The organism is Paenibacillus sp. GM1FR, assembly GCF_002803315.1.
GTDB classification, from domain to species: domain Bacteria; phylum Bacillota; class Bacilli; order Paenibacillales; family Paenibacillaceae; genus Paenibacillus; species Paenibacillus amylolyticus.
The window spans coordinates 143471-162575 of sequence record NZ_MKZL01000022.1 but is presented as its reverse complement, the minus strand read 5'-3'; the positions used below and the strand labels follow the sequence as shown (position 1 = coordinate 162575).

The following is a 19105-nucleotide window of genomic DNA, read 5'->3' as shown; positions in this document are numbered from 1 at the left end:
AGGACCACGTCATTCGCTCAGCAATTGCTGAGCGGCACGTGGTCCCTCCCGATCTCCAGACATCATTTTTTTTAACTTGTGCCTTTATCCTATCACAGATTTTTGACGGCGTGAAGTACTGAAATGACACATTATTCAAAAAAAATTCAAAAAGTTGTTCTGCCAAAGGATGGAATTTCAAATGAATCCACTAACCTTGTTTTTTTCCTTATAGTGGATATATATTTTGCCTTCTCCAGGAATAATAACCCTGTAAATCATGCATCATTTTCCACCAGTAAATATCATTTATAACATATGTTTAGTTAAAAAGTACAAATACCCACACCAAGAAATATTCATTTCATTTCTTTTATTTAAAAGCCATTGCTGCATTCACTGCACGCTTCCAGCCTGTATACAGTTCTGTTCGTTGTTGCTCAGCCATAACAGGCTGGAAGACACGCTCCGTATTTTCATGATCCGTCAATTCATCCGCACTCGTCCAATATCCAACCGCCAATCCTGCCAGATAAGCCGCACCCAATGCAGTCGTTTCATTCACCGTTGGGCGTTCGACAGGAATGCCCAGAATATCACTCTGGAACTGCATGAGAAAATCATTGGCCGCCGCCCCGCCATCCACACGCAGAGCATGCACGGGAATACCCGAGTCGGATTCCATTGCCTCCAGTACATCTTTGGTCTGATACGCCAACGCCTCAAGCGTAGCACGGATAAAGTGTTCCTTTGTCGTGCCTCGGGTCAGGCCAAACACCGCACCCTTAACCTCACTATCCCAATACGGACTGCCCAATCCCACAAATGCAGGTACCATATAAACGCCGTCTGTCGAAGGCACACGTGAGGCGTAATCCTCGCTATCTTTTGAAGAGCGAAGCATCCTTAATCCATCACGTAGCCACTGAACCGCTGAACCTGCAACAAAAATGCTGCCTTCGAGCGCATATTCAACCTTGCCATTCATCCCCCAGGCAATCGTTGTAATCAGTCCGTGATTGGATTGTACCGGGTTCTCTCCCGTGTTCATAAGCATGAAACAACCGGTACCATATGTATTTTTCATACTACCCTTGGTGTAACAGCCCTGACCAAACATCGCTGCCTGTTGATCTCCTGCCGCTCCCGCAATCGGAATCCGATGACCGAAGAAATGATAGTCTGTTGTGTGTGCATACACCTCGGATGAACCTCGCACTTCTGGTAGCATAGCCTTGGGAATGTCGAGGATATCCAACAATTCGTCATCCCATTGCAGATCATAGATGTTATAGATCAGAGTACGTGAGGCATTGGATATATCCGTGACATGTGTACCCCCGCTCAGTTTCCAGATCAGCCAGCTATCAATCGTGCCAAACAGCAGTTCACCCTTCTCTGCCCGCTCCCGGGCACCAGTGACATGATCCAGAATCCACTTCACCTTTGTTCCCGAGAAGTAGGGATCGATCAGTAATCCTGTTTTACGGCGGAAAAGGTCCCCGAGACCCTGCGTCTTCAATTCTTCACAGATATCTGCGGTCTGTCTGGATTGCCATACCACTGCATTATAGATGGGTCTGCCTGTTTCTTTGTCCCATACCACAACGGTCTCACGTTGATTCGTAATTCCAATTCCGGCAATCTGAACAGGTTTGATTCCGCTCTCTGCCAGACATGAAGCCATCACGGCAAGAATGGAACTCCAGATTTCGTTGGCATTCTGCTCTACCCAGCCCGGTTTGGGGAAATATTGAGGGAATTCCTGCTGTGCAATGTGCACAATCTCCCCGTCACGGTTAAATAGAATAGCTCGGGAGCTTGTTGTTCCCTGATCCAGAGCCAATATATATTTTTCCATACAGCCAACCTCCTGTTGTGGGTTCTTTTTACGGTGTAAGCGATTTCTCGAAGTGTCGGATCAGATCTGCGTTGGATGTGGTCACTGCCGTAGCCCCGACGCCAAGCGCAAGTTCAACCTCTTCCGGTGAACGGATCAATCCCCCTGCAATAATGGGTATCCCTGTACGCACAGATACTTCCGCAATAATATGCGGAATGACGCCAGGTAATACTTCAATATAATCCGGTTGGGTTTTGGCCAGCAGCAGATAACTTTTCTCCAGTGCATGGGTATCGAGTAGAAAAATACGTTGAATCGCTGTAATGCCTTTCTGCTTTGCCTTCTGAATGACACTCGCTCGCGTAGAGATCAGTCCTGCCGGGCGAATGTGCTGACACAGATACTCTGCCGCATACTCATCGTTTTTTAAACCCTGAACCAAATCTGCATGCAAAAGTATCTTTTTGTCGTACCGCCGAGCCTCGTCCATTACACTCTGAAGCTGTGCAATATGCGTTTCCAGCATCACCCCATAGGTATAAGGGCCTTCAATCATCGCTTCAAACTGCTTCATGCTCTTTGCAGCCGGCAATATACGTTGTCCCTCAAATGGCACCTTGGTTCCTCCCGCATTCATCAGATGCCTATATTGTATAATTCGCACTGCGGGAACGGCAAGCCATTCCGTGAATCAGGAAAACCTGATCGCTACCCTATCATCTATAGCAAAAAGCCGCTGTTGTACTTCTCCATAACAGAGAGTACATCAACGGCTAGCCATCTATTCGTATACGTCTATAAATAATGATTAACCCTGCGCATGCGGAAGTAGCGTCTCTGCCCCAGCCCAACCATCACTTTCTGCCAAATGACCGGAACGGTTCACTTTCGTTTGCAGATATTTCTCGTTGAAAGCAGAGCGATCTCCCCATAGTGGCACACGTCCGCCCACATTCAATCCCGCTTCCTGCAAAGCAGCCAGCTTCCGTGGATTGTTGGTGATCAATGTAACCGGTGCGGAGCGAAGCGCACGCAATACGGCAATCGCATCGTCATAATTGCGGGCATCGTCTGTGAATCCGAGTTGCAAGTTTGCATCTACCGTATCCAGACCTTCTTCTTGCAAAATGTACGCCATCGCTTTGCTGAACAGACCAATGCCACGTCCCTCATGGTTCGCAAGATAGAATAGTGCGCCTGCTCCGTGAGCGGCGATCATTTTCATGGATTGCTCCAATTGGAAGCCGCAATCACAGCGTTTGCTGCCAAAGATGTCGCCTGTATGACAGATACTGTGCATGCGAATGAGCGCATCCTGTGCTTCGGCAAAGTCACCATACACCAAAACACTGGATTGTTGACGCTCTGCCAGTTCAGCCTCAGCAAGAGATTCGATTAACTCGCCGCTCTCCATCGCTTTGTCTGACTTCATCCAGCTATACCACTGGAATGTCTTGGTCTCCCCATCGAGGTTTACCGGGAGTTTGATTGGCCCCACCAGGTATATGAACTCTTTTCCACTCGGAAAAGTCTGAATTTTGGGGGCAAGCAGTTGAATAATATTTGAATTGATCATTGTCGTTCCTCCTGTTTAGGCCAACTTGTCTGTTGATTGATTCGCATCCAAAGCGAAAATGGATCACTTGGATGTTATATAGTACGTATCTATATTATTCTCATCATCATTAGTTACTTTATGTAAGTTAGTTTAGAATAAAAATTATAATGTGTCAAGTAACTTTTATTTTTAAAGTAACTACCCAATTTATGTTACGCAATCGACACAAATATGTGTTTCATTTTAGGAATATTGGGTATGAGTTTATAAACTGCTCATACACTAATGTTGTAGTCCAAAGCACTTCATGCCTCGAACTTAATGATGAGGGGGTAATACACATGATCCGCCGGAAAAGAACATGCTGGACAGCCATACTGATGGTCTGCGTCCTGCTCATAAGCGGATGCTCCATCTGGCCCGGACAGGACGATTCAGCGAACAACAAAAAGGTAGCGCTTACATTATGGTACTGGAATCGTTCCATCGATGATAAGTTGATTGCCAGGGCTAAGGAAAAGTTCCCCAATATCGAACTGACAGCTCAGAAAATCGGCGGTGATTTCAAAGCAAAACTCAAAACAACACTCGCTGCACGCTCAGGTGAACCAGACATTGTAGCATTGAACGACTGGATCATGGAGCTATTCCCCAGTGAGGACCGTTTCTATAATCTGTATGATCTCGGTGCAGGAGATATTGAAGACCAATATCTGCCGTGGAAATGGAAGCAAGGCGTTACGCCAAGCGGACAGATGATCGGTTTCCCGATGGATACGGGCCCAACAGCCCTCTTCTACCGAGAAGATCTGTTCAAGGAAGCCGGATTGCCATCTGATCCCGAAGACGTTACACGCCAGATCAACAGTTGGGATGCATATGCTGCTGCCGGAGAACAGCTCAAGGAAAAATTCGGTGGCAAGGTTTTTCTAACCGACAATATTGCAACCGTTTACAATCAAGTCATATCGCAGTCTGCGGAGCGTTATTTCCGGCCGGACGGGTCCTTTATCGGCATGGATTCCCCTATTGTGGGCAAGAGCTGGGATACAGCCGTTGCTTTCAAAGAGAAGGGACTGCTAGCCAATGCAGATGGCTGGACTCCAAGCTGGAACGCCGCGATGAATAATGGCGAAATCGCCTCTTTCGTGGGCGCTGTCTGGATGAAACAAGTTCTTCAGGAAGCCGCTCCGGATACATCCGGGAAGTGGCGGGTCGCTCGGGCACCAGGGGGAGATGGCAACAACGGAGGATCATTCCTGTCCATCCTGAAGTCGAGTGAACATCCTCAGGAAGCCTTTGAACTGATTCGCTGGCTGCAAAGTCCCGAAAATCAACTGGAGCAATATCAGACACTGAACCTGTTCCCTTCTGCACCAGGTGTGTTTGATGATCCTGCCATGAAAGAAAAAGAACCTTTCTTCGGTGGACAGGCGACAGGGCCTGTATTTGCCGAATCGGCACAGGATGTGCCGGATGCTTTCTTTGGCGAAAGATATCCATCCGTACACAACATTATCACCCGGCGGCTGAATGATGTCGCGAAGCAAAATGCCGATCCACAGCAGGTCTGGACGGATACGGTACACCGCGTCGAGCGGGAATTGCAGCGTTAACCTGAAGAACGTGTGGTTTCGTTATCCGCAAAGGAGGAATTCATATGGCTGTAACTGAACCTCGTCTTACTCCCGATCCCGGAAATGCAAGACCTGATCTGGATCGGCAGAAGTCACTGTGGGCCAGAATGTGGGAGCATCGTGCACTCTATGTTGCGATATCGCCGTTTTACATTCTGTTTGCGGTATTTGGGCTGTTCCCGATCGGATTCTCACTCTATCTGGCTTTTCATAAATGGGATGGCATCGGTGTCATGACGTTTAACGGACTCAACAATTTCAAATACATGCTGACCGATGCCGAGTTTTGGCAAGCCGTGGGCAACACGTTCATGATCTGGATCTATTCGACGATTCCGATGCTCTTCTTCGCCCTGATTATTGCCTTTTTGCTGCATGCACCATTTGTGAAGTTCCGTACCCTGTTTCGGGTCGGTTATTTTCTGCCAAACGTCACATCCATTGTAGCGGTAGCCATTATCTTCGGTGCTTTATTTGCCAACAATTATGGCTTTCTCAATTATCTGTTGCAGTCGGTCGGGCTACCTGTTGTGGAGTGGCTTAATGCACCATGGGGCATTAAAGTCGCAATCTCCTCCATGGTGGTCTGGCGCTGGACCGGATATAACGCCGTCATCTATCTGGCCGGACTTCAGAGTATTCCGCAGACATTATACGAAGCGGCCAAGATTGATGGCGCATCAGCGATACAGTCCTTTTTCCGAATTACAATTCCGATGCTGCGTCCTGTGATCCTGTTTACGGTCATTACGTCAACGATCGGCGGAATGCAACTGTTCACCGAGCCACAAGTATTGGTGGGCAATGATGGCGGCGCTGGTGCAGCAGGCATGACGATTGTATTGTACCTCTACCGTGAATCCTTCATTAACAATTACTTCGGATATGGTGCTGCCGTTGGTTGGGGCATGTTCCTCATTATCGCCCTGTTCTCGATTGTGAACTGGAAGCTTGTTCAAGGCAAATCATCCTGATGTGATAAGGGGGAGCGCACATGGCGACCAAACACCTCAAATCGCTGGTGTTGTATACCGGTCTTATCGGGGGCATGCTCATATCCATGTTCCCGTTCTATTGGCTGATTGTAATGTCCACCCGGACAACGTCCGATATCTACAAGTTCCCGCCCCAGCTCTGGTTCGGGGGCGAATTGTGGAATAATATTACGCGGGTGTTACAGCAGATTGACTTCTGGGGCGCCTTTCTGAATACGTTGTTTGTGTCGGGCTTAGTCACGATCCTGGTGCTGTTTTTTGACTCACTGGCGGGATTTGCGTTTGCGAAGTTTGAATTCCCCGGCAAAAAGTGGCTCTTCATCTTGCTGCTCGCAACCATGATGGTACCTTCCCAGCTGTCGCTGGTGCCTTCCTTCGTACTCATGGCTACCTTCGGCTGGGTCGGTTCCTTCAAAGCCCTCATTATTCCGGGCATGGTGAACGCCTTCGGCATCTTCTGGATTCGCCAGTATGCAACAGAGTCGATTCCGAACGATCTGCTGGATGCAGGCCGCATCGACGGCTGTAATTTCTTCCGGCTCTATTGGAACGTAGCCCTGCCAATTCTGCGACCTGCCTTTGCTTTCCTCGGCGCGTTCACCTTTATCGGCGTATGGAATGATTATCTGTGGCCTTTGATCGTCCTGACGGATGAACGCAAATACACGTTGCAGATTGCGTTGTCTCAATTAAACGGGTTGTATAACACAGACTATGCAATGGTTATCGCTGGTACGTTGCTTGCCGTCATTCCGCTCATCGTTATGTTCCTGTTCATCAGCCGCCAGTTTATTTCGGATATTGCCGCAGGGGCGGTGAAGGACTAAGGTTGTGGCATTTTGATCCATCCCTCAAGTCTGATATTCTTATCTATAGATGAAATAACAGATGCCATATAAGTTGGATGAAAAGCACCACCTTATATATTTAAGAAAGAGGGATGACAAAATGGCTTCTTCACCCTATATGATCGGCGTAGATATCGGCACAACCTCCACCAAGGCCGTCTTGTTCGAACAGAACGGAACCATTGTGGCACAAGGCAGTGCCGATTATCCGCTGCACACCCCCACACCTGCGATTGCGGAGCAGGATGCGGAAGATATTTTCAAAGCAGTCATCGAGTCCGTTAATCAGGCCACGTCCAAAGCGGGAGTGAAGCCAGAGGACATCCTGTTTGTATCGTTCAGCTCAGCCATGCACAGTATTCTGCCTGTCGATCAACACGGCAAACCGCTGATGCGAGCCATGACTTGGGCAGATAATCGCAGTGCCGAGTGGACCGAAGCACTCAAATCCGAGATGAATGGTCACGAAATCTATCTGAGAACAGGTACGCCGATTCATCCGATGTCCCCTCTCACCAAGATCATGTGGCTCACCCGGGATCAGCCTGAATTGTTCAGACAGACGCACAAATTCATATCCATGAAAGAATATGTTTTCTATAAATTATTTTCTGAATACGTCATTGATCACTCCATGGCCTCCGCAACCGGACTCATGAATCTGGAGAAACTCGACTGGGATGCAGAAGCACTGCATGTGGCGGGCATCACGCCGGAACACTTGTCCCGATTGGTCCCAACCACACATGTGCTGAAACATGGGTTGCACCCGGAGTACGCCAAGGAGATGGGCATTGCGGTCACCACACCATTTGTCATCGGTGCAAGTGATGGTGTGCTCTCCAATCTGGGCGTGAACGCCATTGATCCGGGCGTCGTGGCCGTGACCATTGGTACCAGTGGAGCGATTCGTACAGTCGTAGATAAACCGGTGACCGATCCCAAAGGACGCTTCTTCTGTTATGCGCTCACGGAGGATGCCTGGGTCATTGGTGGACCGGTGAACAATGGCGGTGTTATTTTCCGCTGGATTCGGGACGAGTTTGCAGCTTCCGAGGTGGAGACTGCGAAACGACTTGGCATCGATCCATATGAAGTGCTCACTCGTGTCGCAGAAAACGTACCTCCGGGTTCGGAAGGTCTCTTGTTCCATCCGTATATGACGGGTGAGCGGGCTCCACTCTGGAATCCGAACGCACGCGGCTCATTTTTCGGTCTGACGCTGCATCATAAGAAAGAACATATGATTCGCGCTGCGCTCGAAGGTGTGTTGTTTAACCTGTACACGGTCATGTTGGCGATTGAAGAAAAAATCGGTCGTCCGAAAAAAATCCAGGCCACAGGCGGCTTCGCCCGCTCTGAGTTGTGGCGGCAGATGATGGCCGATATTTTCGATCAGGATGTCATCATCCCCGAAAGTATTGAAAGCTCCTGTCTCGGCGCAGCCGTACTGGGCTTGTACGCCCTTGGCCGCATCGATTCCCTGAGCGCCGTCTCCGGCATGATCGGATCAACGCATCGGCACCAACCAGACCCGGACAGTGTCCGCGTCTACCGGGAACTGCTGCCGATCTTCATCCGCATCTCCCGCAAATTCGAAGAAGAGTATGCGGATATCGCTGCCTTTCAGAATAAGACGATGCAGGTGTAGGGAAGGAGTGGGATGTTACACGTCGGAGATTCAAAAAGTCGAACATGGAATACGCTAACGAATCGTAGACGTCTTATTTGAAGCTTTTAGCATGTTTTCAAAATCTAACGAACCTGAGCCACCTTATATCGGCTTACATGGGTAAAAACCTGCACAAGAACTGAAAATTTAGCCTATTAACGTGTCTGTGGTTCGTTAGAAAATTACTTTTGCCAAATACCCTCCAATAGCACGTCTCAGATTCGTTAGAATTGAAAGAACATCGTTTCCATGCAGCAAGACACCATCTCCTAAGCTGCGTCTGGCTCAGAATAAACTAAGGCTCTAGCGACTACGTCTTATGCACGTTCATGAGGACCATCCGCCATGTTTAAAACAGGTGGGAGGGTCTTTTTCATGAACAGATTTTTATGTACAAATCTTCATGTACAGTTTTTGTGTACCAATTTACCTGTAGAAACTGTGCTAACAGAATGATGAAGCCCTCGTCCTCAGCGCCGTTCAAATCACCTAAATATGCGACCAAAAAAAGCCCCACAGCTTGAAAGACTGTAGAGCTTCGTTTCCTAACGTTTCATTATTACCATTTATACTCCGCTATTACTGATTATACTTGCTGAACGCATTCTGGTCGGCCTGTACATTCTCCAGATACACAATCTGTCCCGCATCATTTACACGTGCGATATCGATGCCTGCTTTGGCATATACCGTTCCGTCTGCCGCTTGTCCACATACCGCCCAGTTGGTCTGGTAGCTGCCGTCAGGCTGTTGCACCCAGGCGTCCCACATATGTTTTACATCCTTATTGTACTCGTAGAAAGCTTTCATGAAACCATCGAATCCTGATCTGCTGGTGCCGTTAAGCACAATCTCTGCGTCAGGTGTAAACAGGGACAATAAATCCTGCATGGCGCGCTCATCTGTACGTGAAGCATCAAATAAACGGAAATAGTTGTTCAACAGTGTAGTGGTACTCATAGTACTCATTTATATTCCTCCTAGAATAAAAAGCCGTTTTCCAATCTTTCAGTTCGAATATTTTCGAACTATTGAAAAGAAATGTATCATACTTCTTATACTGCCTGCAAGAAATATATAAGTTGAGACCGACTTTTACACTAACACGGAGAGTGCAGAACCAATCTGAAGAAGCGAAGCGTTCGCCTTTATCACCGGATTTTTCCCTTGGACCAAGGGAATAAAGAAAATCTGGGGATAAGAGCGATCGAAAGATGGTACTGCAATCGGAGTAAACAAGTGTAATAGTTACAAGTTCAACTTCTATAGTTCGAAATATTTCAAACATTGAAAGAGAAAGCCGAATATGCTAACGTCATAGATATGAGAACTCCAACGATACCTATGGCTTCGGAACTGAAGCTGACCACGGTCTGCAATGCATTGGGCGATCCGATCCGCATGAAAATTGCACACTGTCTGGCCAGCTCTGGCGAGAAAAACTGTTCCGCTTTCGAAGTAGACCATATTTCCAAATCCACGTTGTCCCATCACATCAAAATTTTACGTGAAGCTGGCGTGATCCAGCCACGCATTGAAGGTAAACAGCACTTTTATTCCCTACGAAAGGAAGAACTAAACGTACGTTTTCCAGGCCTCGTCGACATGATTCTGAATACAACCGAGGAATACGCACATTAAGTAGGTCTGAGATAAAGAATCACATTCATCATAATCGCAATTCCCATAAAGGAGGCTAACCATATGGACAAAAAAGCGGCAAAGATACTGCTGAGCACCTTCTGGGGCGGTGGTGGCTGGAAAACAACCTCTCTACCCTTCTCCGGGGAGGAATTTGAATACGCCAAAAGCAAAGGTGTTATGTTCGATCCACTCACGATAACGCATGACGAGATTGTCCAGCGTCTGTACGACATGCATCAGGAGGACTCGTTTAAGGAACGGGTGATTTCGGCATTTCTACATAGTCTGTCCACCAAAAAAGCCTATCTACGCAGCGCATTATCCAGCTGGGCTTTAACATCGAACATGCCTTTACACACCTATGCAGAGCGCCCTGCCCTTCACCCTAACACCAGTGCCTGTGGAGATTGTAACTTCCTGCGTTTGCAGTCAGACAAGGAATATTCCAACGTCGACTTAAACGTCCTGAACTTTGAACGGATCAAGTGGGGCGGCGTGCGTCATGGCTGGCTTATCTATTGCCTAATGGATTTGGAATTACTGCTTCAGGACAACGATGCGAACTATGAAGTAACTCCTGAAGACCAAGCCATCCTGGTCAACCTGCTTGAAGCAGCTCAGACGGAAGACCCCAAAGACAGTGCTCGCTCACTTGAGAAGAAGTGGAAGGATCTCTTCCCTTCCAGCAAACAGGAGCGGGATGCCCTGCTGGAAATCTGGGCGGCAGCCGGCATACTGGCTCCTGGAGATAAACCGAGAAAACGCAAAGGTGGTTCCAGTGATTTTGTCTTTGCAGCAACCTGGCAAGGTGATGATGGATATCATACAGAAGCCGTAAAACATTATTTCGGCTCCTATCTTCCTCACATGCAATAAAACCTGAACTTTTGCTCACCTTTGCGTACGTCTGGTTACAATAATGACATCGACAGATTTCCTGTTTAACTCGTATAATAAGGGGAAATTGGTAGATGGGAGTGAAACAAGCGAGTTTATGGTATACATACTGGCTTTTATAGTGTCTTTTGCTGTCGTGGTTCTGCTTATTCCACCGCTTGGTCGATTGGCTCACCGGCTCGATTTTGTGGACAAGCCTCGGGAAGATGTGGAGCGTAAGCTACACAGGCAACCTATCCCGCTCACGGCGAGTTACGCGATATTTACTGGATTTTTCCTGACATACATTGCTCTGACGAAAGAAATCACATGGGAAACAGCGGCTCTTGTCGCTGGTGGTATGCTTCTGCTAACGATTGGTACCGTCGACGACTGGTACAAAACAAAAGGCAAAGATTTTCCTGCCCTGCCCAAAATGCTCGTACAAGTCTCTGCGGCAGTACTCGTATTTGCTTCTGGCATTGCGTTCACCGGATTTGTGAATCCCTTCAACGCGGAATATGTCATGCTTCCGATCTGGCTGCAATTCATTCTCACGATCCTGTGGATCTTCGGGGTGACAACAGTCATCAACTTCTCGGACGGCATGGACGGACTGGCTGGCGGGTTATCGGCCATCTCGGCAATTACCCTGTTCATCGTGGCGCTTGCCAAAGGTCAAAGTGATTCCGCACTCATGTCGATCATTCTGGTCGGTGTAACGATTGGTTATCTGAAGTACAACAAAGCTCCTGCCAAAGTGTTCATGGGTGATGCAGGCGCTACGTTCCTTGGCTTCATTCTGGCGGTTATCGCTCTGGATGGTGCATTCAAACAAGCAACCATGTTGTCCATCTTCATTCCGATTCTGGCGCTGGGTGTACCGATCTTCGACAACATCTTTGTCGTTATCAAACGTTTCATTCAAGGTAAAGCGATCTATCAGGCCGATGCAAGTCAAGCTCATTATCGGTTGCTGCGTGCCGGATTGAATCAAAATCAGGTGGTGGGTGTGCTGTATCTAGTCAGCACATGTCTGTGTCTATCCTCCATTATTCTGATGTTAGTGGAGTTATAAAAACAAAATAACGATGAAAATAATAGAAGCCACCTTCATTGCGTTGAGGGTGGCTTTCTTATGATGTTTTTTTGGGTCGCTTGCCTTTTTTTCTTTTCAGTTAAAGCGGAGTGATTCTAACTTACGATTTAACAGCCCCTGCCATAGCACCTCCAACAATGAAACGTTGCAAAGCAACGTACAGGACAACCAGTGGCAAGGTAACAATCAGAATACCACAGGCGAGCAGCGGCCAGTTGTTCATGTACTGTCCATAAAATGTAAAGAGTCCTTTGGTTACCGGCTGATAATTCGGATCAGATAAATAAATGGTCGGCCCGATAATATCGTTCCATACACCAATCGCGGTAAGAATAATACCTGTTGCCAGGATTGGTTTCATTAACGGAACAAGGATAGTGAACAGATAACGTGTATATCCACTCCCGTCCATGGCTGCCGCCTCATCCAGTTCACGCGATATTGATTTGATATAACCCACAAACATGAGAAAGGCAATGCCCGTACCTGTCGTCTTCAATAAGATGTACCCGATTTGGGTGTTGTAAAGACCCAGATTATTGATCAGGGAAAACTGCGGAATGAGGGGGTTGGGAAGGTAGATGGAAATCAGAAAGAAAATATAAATGAGTGTGCTGAATTTAACATATCTGCGTGCGAGCGGGAATGCAGCAAATATAGATAAAATCAACGTCAGCAGGGTGGACATCCCTGTATAGAGCACACTGTTCCACATATACTGAGAGAAGTTCCCTTTGTTCCATGCTTCGGAAAAGTTCTCAAGCCTGATCCCTTCGGTAAGAGCTACAGGATCGAGCAGATACTCTGTCTGTGTCTTCATGGATACATTGAACAGATAGAATAGAGGGAAAACGTACAACGCAAGCATGAGCAGAACGATAACGTAGCTGACCATTCTGGACGTTTGACTCTGTTTCATTACGCTTCCACCTCTCTTCTGCGGAGATAAAATAAAGCAACCATCGATATGGTAAATACAAAGAGGAACTGAATCATCGCGACAGCAGAAGCCAAACCGTAATCAGCCGTTCCTGTGCCAAATGCCGTAGCATAAACATCAAACGCAAGCGTCGTTGTATTGAACTTGCCGCCTGTAAGTACATAGATAATATCAAAGGTTTGCAATGCCCCTATGATAGACAAGAGCATGTTAACCGTGAATGCAGGAGCAATCATGGGGAATGTAATGTTCGTAAATGCTTTCCACCCCGAAGCACCATCCATGTAACCCGCCTCATACAGATCACTCGGAATAGACTGCAGACCTGCAAGAAAAATCGTCATGGAGTAACCCATGTACATCCAGATTTGAACAAAAATAATCAATTCGAAGGCAATATTATAATCGCCAAAAAAGTTGGAACTGGTACCCAAGAAATTCAGAAAGGACTGGGCTGGTCCGCCCAGCGGATTTGCAACGAGTTGCCAAATGAGTCCAGACACAGTAACCCCCAGCACCACTGGCAAAAAGAATACCGCGCGATATAATTTATCGCCTCTAAGCTTTTTATTGATCAAAATCGCTATAAACAAACCCACTGCATTTTGTATGATCACAACAGCAAACGCAAAGTATAAGGATCGCCCAATAGCATCCATTCGGTCTCCAGCATTGGATGCACCAAAAAATGTTTTATAGTTTTCAAAGCCGATAAAGCTCCATTCCTGGCCCCGAACACCAGTAGCATCTGTAAACGAAAACAGTATCGTCACAAGTGATGGACCGAAGCCAAACACGACATAAAGTAACAACGGAATGCTCAAATACAGATAAGGAATAAGTCTTGCCTTACCTTTCCCAAACGGATACATCGTCCTCACACCTTTCATGGGGTAAAACTAAGACATAAAAAAACCGGAATAACAGCCTTGTCTGGCCTGAAGGCTCAGACCCGAGCGCTATTCCGGCGCATACGGCCAACTTGTGCCATGAATATGAATGATTATGAATTACTTTGGAGCAGCAGCATCCCAGTCCGCTTGGGATTTACCCGCAAGCTCTTCCGGTGTTGCAATCGGTCCGGCTGGCTTGAGCATCTCTGCGTGAACGCTGGCCTCTGAAATGTACTGTCCTACATTCTGACGGTTAATGAACAACTGATCCCAAGAAAGTTTAAAGTCCTCCAGGTAAGGCTGAATGCCTTGGATAAACTCACTTGTCATCTCCACATCAGGCTGTGTTGGCAGGAATCCGGCTGCATTCACAAATTCCGTATAGTTCTCTTTCTCCGATAACATATCAAGCCATTTCATTGCGTAATCCTTGTTCGGTGAGTTATCCACCACCATCCAGGTCATATCGTATTTACCCGCCAGATTTTTGTTCTTGGCTGCATCATTGCTACCTGGAATTGGGAAATATCCAAACTTCAGATCAGGGTTGGCCGTTTGAATTGTTGTTGCATCCCAAGTGCCGTCAGCAATCATAGCCACCTTGCCTGTAGCGAACAAACTGGGCAATGTTCCGTAGTCAATACCCATGAAACCAGGCATTGCATTGTTCATCAGATCCTGAGATTTCTGCAAGACTTCAAGTTGAACCGGATCAGTCAGCTTGGTTTCACCAGTCCATAGACCTTTGATATAAGCAAGCTGATCTTCATGAATAGAGGCCTGAAGCCCTTGCACCGCAAGACCTATTGGCCATACATCTTTACCCGCCAGACCCAGCGCTTCGACACCATTGTCTTTGAACACTTTGATAACATGTTGCAATTCATCCCAGGTTGTAGGGATTTCCAAATTATATTTTGCGAAGAGTTCCTTATTGTAGAACAGTCCTGTGAATGCCACCTTGCCCATGTTTACACCGTACACCTTATCGTTATACGTCATTGCGTTCTGTACATCCAATTCATTGTAGTTTTTGATAAAAGATTGATCAGACAGATCACTGATTAACCCGGCATCGATCCATTGCTTCCACATCGGATCAGCAGCACCACTGGACCATTCCTGTGGAGCGCCTACAAAGCTTGATTTGAGTGGAATGATATCCACGTCCCCATTACTTCCGGCGTTCATCCGTGTTTGCATCAACTGATCGTAAGTCGCGTCTGCCGGAACCGTAGTATATTCCACCTTTACGTCCGGATATTTCGCTTCAAATTTCGTATTAAACTCTTTGATGTAGTTGTTAATATTCTCTTGCTGCCAGTGAATGATCTTCAAGGTGACTTTTTTGCTGCTGTCTGTAGCCTGAGTCCCTTCTGATTCCGAAGAGCTGCTACTACAAGCGGCGAGCACACATAATAAAGCGGTTACAAGTAGAATGGCTAAAGTCATTTTCTTCATTTTCGTTGTCCCCCATATTTTTGAATTAAATCCACGAAATCAGTTTCGTTAATTTCACCCTTATTATGACTTCAGATCTTTATTTTGTAAATAGTCATTTTGTTTTTTTGATTCCCATGCTCCAACCTGCTTGATAAAAGCTTTATTTATTGCTGTATACGTTGAAATCAAGGTAACCTTTACGATAGTTACGAAAGTTACGAAACACAGCTTATGACATAATTTCATATAGAGCCCCAGATAACCCGGTATTCCTTTAACTGGACTCAAAATCTGTAAAACAATTAAGATTACGAGCTAAAATTCGTCTTTATTTTCGCAACAAACATCCTTGATCACTTAAAACCTATGGATGCATATCATTTCAAGTGTGAAACCCTCTCTCTGCTGTTGACTCTCCGGTCTATGTAGCATAGAATACTTGCAAGAAAGCGAAAAAACCGATACAGCCCCAGTTTACGAAACCAGTTTAGGAATCCGAGGGATGTTTATGAATATCAAAACGATAGCGAGTTTAGCCGGCGTATCTGTAGCCACGGTGTCCAAGATTATCAATAACTATCCAGATATTAGCGAGGAAACGCGCCAGCGTGTGCTTAAAATTATGGAAGAGACAGGCTATCGTCCATCTTCTTCAGCCAAAACACTGGCAACCAAAAAATCCAGCCTCGTTGGCGTTGTGTTTGCAGGGAAGCTGAACGTGGATTTCAGCCACCCTTTCTTCGTACAGGTTATCAATGCGTTTAAGAAACAAATTGGCTTGCTTGGATACGATCTACTCTTCTTCTCGAATGAGAAGTTTCTGGATCAGGGTGAGGACTACTTGGCGAGATCCAAGTATTTTCAAGTGGATGGCTGTATTATTATTGCGGGGGATGAGGTCGAGAGCAGCATATTCGACCTGGATGCCAGCCCGATTCCTTGTATCGGAATAGATATCAAGCTAACAGGACAAAGCTCCTGTTACATCATGTCCGATAACGATAAGATCTCAACCAAAGTTGTAGAACAATTTTATATGAACGGTTATCGAGATGTTGGTTTTATCGGGCTGGAGCGCGCCTCTCTTGTGATGCAACAGAGAGAGATGGCTTTCAAACGTTCACTAAATCAGTTTAGTCTTGATGAAAAGCCCGAGTGGGTTGTATACAGCAAAGATTATGCTGCAGCGGATGGATACGAAGCGGCCAAGAAAATGCTCGCCTGCAAGACTCTGCCACGTGCCGTGTTTGCAGCCACAGATCTACTTGCCTTTGGAGCTATTCGCGCCTTTAAGGAAGTGGGGTTACGCATTCCAGAAGATATAGCTGTGGCAGGTTGTGACGACATCGAAGCCTGCCGTTATACCGATCCACCACTAACAACCGTCAAGCAGGATACGGACAAAATTGGACGCCTTGCTGCCATGATTCTGTTCGATCTGATGAACAAACAAATGGATAATCGTTGCATTAAAGTAGAGCCGGAACTGGTTGTGCGTCAATCCTGTGGCACAGCCATGCTGCTGGCACAGGAGATCTGAGCGTTAAGTCTTTGGGACTGGCTGCTACAGATCAATTCACATCATAGACATAGCGATTTTTCATAAAACTCCACACCAAGAAGCAAAAAGGGGATATCCCATAAGTCATGAATATGACAGGGGACATCCCTTGTTTGTGTTATTTTGTTTTAATGAACCTGAGACAAGCTATTCACTTCCATTTGCCGAGAAAGTTCCTGCTATCTGGAAGCGGCAGTAGGCAGCTTGCCCTCTACTGTCTGCAAGTCAGACCATCCGGGTCGATCAAGTTCGATGAGACGGCGGTATCTCTCTTCCCCAGCCAGCAATTGTTCGTGAGAACCTTGCATGGCAATCTTTCCATTTTCCATAAAAATAAGTTCATCCATCTGTTCCGCACCAATCAGGTGATGGGTCACCCAGATCATCGTTTTGCCTTGCAAGCTATCCAGAATGGTCCGCATCAACTCTCGTTCCGTCACCGGATCAAGCCCTACGGTTGGTTCATCCAATATAATAACAGGTGTCTCCCGAAGCAGTACCCGGGCCAGAGCAATCCGTTGCCTTTCCCCACCAGAGAAACGCAGCCCCGTCTCCAGCATCGGCGTATCATATCCCTGCGGCAAGGATTCGATTAGACCGGATAACCCTACTTGGGCGGCCACCTGACGAATCTCCTCATCCGTTGCATGTGGACGACCAATCCGCAAATTATTGGCTACCGTGGTGTCGAACAGGTGAGGACTCTGATTCAGCACTGCGATGACATCAGTGACACTCTCACCCAAGGTCTGCACAGGCATATTATTGATCAGAACTTTCCCCGCAGATGGAAGCAATGCCCCCTGAATCAGCTTCAACAAGGTTGATTTGCCGCCGCCGCTTCGTCCAAGAATAGCTAATCGTTTGCCTTGTGGCAGATGAAGGGATACGTCCTGTACGGCGTAGGAATCATCCGCTGCATAACGATAACTTACGAGATTAATCTCGATGTCTGCTCTGAGTTTGGGTGGAATACGAAGACGAATTCGTCTGTCTGGGATAACATTCGCAGCTGGCAAGGACTCCGATGTCTGTCCAGCCATCACGTTGCCGTTTTTTACTACAGAGATCGATTCGCCCGTTCCATCCGCATCACCAACTCCATTCTGCAACGGAAGATACCCTTTCCCTTCGAGCTGTTTCAAGCGATCCAGCGATTCTCGATACTGGGGAAGATGCTCCACCGCATCCCCTACAGGCAGAAGTGTTTCCGTGAGCGGAAATAACACCAGTACAAAAGCAGCAATCATCACAGCAGGCAATTGTCCGACAGAAGCGGCATTTCCGGCCCATAACGTAACCGATACCACCAGCAGGCCAATGACAGACTGGGCCATCAGATCACGCCAGCGTGTCCAACGCCGCAACTTGCGACGAATCACGTCGACCTGTTCCTCTGCCTCTTCCTGCTGCTGAACAAATTCGGCCGCTCGTCCACTTGCAAGCCAATCTCCCAGTCCAAGTACACCGTCGGTCAGACGGGTATACAACCTGCTGTTTTCCTTTTTTAGCCGTATACGCCATTTCCACGTCACTTTCAGAGAGATTACAGGTAACACGGCAACGAGAAATAACATATACAAGCCCATCCACACCGCAAATCCCAGATCAACACTGCCAAAGGCAATCACAGCCCCACCGTACATCACAAGCGCGGTAACGGCGGGGAAGACTGTACGCAGATAGATATCCTGCAACCGTTCCACATCATCGGCCAGTGCTCCAAGCACATCTCCGGTCTGCATACGAGAGCGCAGGAACAGGGCCTGCGGCTCCAGAATGCGATATAGCTTCACCCGTTGATCGGCCAATACCCGCAGTACGGCATCATGTCCTGCCAATCGCTCGATATATCGAAACACGGCGCGGAATATCCCAAATGCACGTACACCAACAATGGGTACATACACCATCAGAATATTTTCAGGACGCAGCGCAGACTTGGAGATCAGAAATCCGGAGGTAAACAGCAGCAGTACCGCACACAGTGCAGCGCATGTACCTAGCGCAATAACTGCGATGAATCTCCAGCGGTACTGTGCCACATACGGAGCAATCCAGCTATTTTTTTCTTTTTCGTTACGGACGGTCTCCATATGCTCATATCCGGACTTCAT

General features: G+C 47.2%; 16 protein-coding genes. 8 read left to right on the top strand and 8 right to left on the bottom strand.

Going from position 1 to position 19105, the window contains the following annotated elements; all coding sequences use genetic code 11:
• Positions 1-352: 352 nt before the first annotated feature.
• The 3 genes from glpK to PAEAM_RS16370 form a co-directional block, all read right to left on the bottom strand.
• On the bottom strand, positions 353-1840 hold the full coding sequence (gene glpK, locus PAEAM_RS16380; RefSeq protein WP_100528265.1) for a glycerol kinase GlpK: 1488 nt from the start codon (positions 1838-1840) through the stop codon (positions 353-355).
• Between the two features lie 28 nt (positions 1841-1868).
• Positions 1869-2438, bottom strand: coding sequence for a glycerol-3-phosphate responsive antiterminator (locus tag PAEAM_RS16375; protein WP_026081418.1), 570 nt, complete (start codon positions 2436-2438; stop codon positions 1869-1871).
• 192 nt (positions 2439-2630) lie between these two features.
• The gene (locus PAEAM_RS16370; protein WP_100528264.1) at positions 2631-3398 is read right to left on the bottom strand and encodes a GTP cyclohydrolase II; all 768 of its coding nucleotides are present in this window, start codon (positions 3396-3398) and stop codon (positions 2631-2633) included.
• Positions 3399-3721: 323 nt separating this feature from the next.
• Here PAEAM_RS16370 and PAEAM_RS16365 point away from each other — a divergent pair, with 323 nt between their 5' ends.
• The 4 genes from PAEAM_RS16365 (at position 3722) to gntK (ending at position 8511) form a co-directional block, all read left to right on the top strand.
• Positions 3722-4996, top strand: coding sequence for an ABC transporter substrate-binding protein (locus tag PAEAM_RS16365; RefSeq protein ID WP_100528263.1), 1275 nt, complete (start codon positions 3722-3724; stop codon positions 4994-4996).
• Positions 4997-5124: 128 nt separating this feature from the next.
• On the top strand, positions 5125-5991 hold the full coding sequence (locus PAEAM_RS16360; RefSeq protein ID WP_036613110.1) for a carbohydrate ABC transporter permease: 867 nt from the start codon (positions 5125-5127) through the stop codon (positions 5989-5991).
• 20 nt (positions 5992-6011) lie between these two features.
• On the top strand, positions 6012-6839 hold the full coding sequence (locus PAEAM_RS16355; RefSeq protein ID WP_036612996.1) for a carbohydrate ABC transporter permease: 828 nt from the start codon (positions 6012-6014) through the stop codon (positions 6837-6839).
• 121 nt (positions 6840-6960) lie between these two features.
• Positions 6961-8511 (top strand): gluconokinase, encoded by a 1551-nt coding sequence (gene gntK / locus PAEAM_RS16350; protein WP_100528262.1) that lies wholly within the window; start codon positions 6961-6963, stop codon positions 8509-8511.
• A gap of 600 nt (positions 8512-9111) precedes the next feature.
• On the opposite strand, the gene PAEAM_RS16345 is transcribed toward gntK, so the two are convergent.
• Complete coding sequence (locus PAEAM_RS16345; protein ID WP_100528261.1) at positions 9112-9501, bottom strand: nuclear transport factor 2 family protein; 390 nt, start codon at positions 9499-9501, stop codon at positions 9112-9114.
• Between the two features lie 354 nt (positions 9502-9855).
• Here PAEAM_RS16345 and PAEAM_RS16340 point away from each other — a divergent pair, with 354 nt between their 5' ends.
• The 3 genes from PAEAM_RS16340 to PAEAM_RS16330 all read left to right on the top strand — a co-directional run bounded on the left by PAEAM_RS16340 (position 9856) and on the right by PAEAM_RS16330 (position 12130).
• Complete coding sequence (locus PAEAM_RS16340) at positions 9856-10173, top strand: ArsR/SmtB family transcription factor (protein WP_076329268.1); 318 nt, start codon at positions 9856-9858, stop codon at positions 10171-10173.
• A 63-nt stretch (positions 10174-10236) separates the two neighbouring features.
• The gene (locus PAEAM_RS16335) at positions 10237-11052 is read left to right on the top strand and encodes a hypothetical protein (protein WP_100528260.1); all 816 of its coding nucleotides are present in this window, start codon (positions 10237-10239) and stop codon (positions 11050-11052) included.
• A 118-nt stretch (positions 11053-11170) separates the two neighbouring features.
• Positions 11171-12130 carry an MraY family glycosyltransferase gene (locus PAEAM_RS16330; RefSeq protein ID WP_036613004.1) on the top strand — a complete coding sequence of 320 codons (960 nt, stop codon included), beginning with the start codon at positions 11171-11173 and terminating at the stop codon, positions 12128-12130.
• 121 nt (positions 12131-12251) lie between these two features.
• On the opposite strand, the gene PAEAM_RS16325 is transcribed toward PAEAM_RS16330, so the two are convergent.
• From PAEAM_RS16325 to PAEAM_RS16315, 3 genes are all read right to left on the bottom strand, one after another.
• Positions 12252-13070 (bottom strand): carbohydrate ABC transporter permease, encoded by an 819-nt coding sequence (locus tag PAEAM_RS16325; protein ID WP_100528259.1) that lies wholly within the window; start codon positions 13068-13070, stop codon positions 12252-12254.
• Positions 13070-13963, bottom strand: a complete 894-nt coding sequence (locus PAEAM_RS16320; RefSeq protein WP_036613007.1) for a carbohydrate ABC transporter permease — start codon at positions 13961-13963, stop codon at positions 13070-13072. Before PAEAM_RS16320 ends, PAEAM_RS16325 begins: the two co-directional genes overlap by 1 nt.
• Before the next feature lie 138 nt (positions 13964-14101).
• On the bottom strand, positions 14102-15445 hold the full coding sequence (locus tag PAEAM_RS16315; RefSeq protein ID WP_100528258.1) for an ABC transporter substrate-binding protein: 1344 nt from the start codon (positions 15443-15445) through the stop codon (positions 14102-14104).
• Between the two features lie 490 nt (positions 15446-15935).
• Here PAEAM_RS16315 and PAEAM_RS16310 point away from each other — a divergent pair, with 490 nt between their 5' ends.
• Positions 15936-16967, top strand: a complete 1032-nt coding sequence (locus tag PAEAM_RS16310; protein WP_100528501.1) for a LacI family DNA-binding transcriptional regulator — start codon at positions 15936-15938, stop codon at positions 16965-16967.
• Positions 16968-17167: 200 nt separating this feature from the next.
• Here the strand turns inward: PAEAM_RS16310 and cydC are convergent, their stop codons facing one another.
• Entirely contained in the window at positions 17168-19105 is a 1938-nt protein-coding gene (gene cydC / locus PAEAM_RS16305; RefSeq protein ID WP_100528257.1) for a thiol reductant ABC exporter subunit CydC, read from the bottom strand.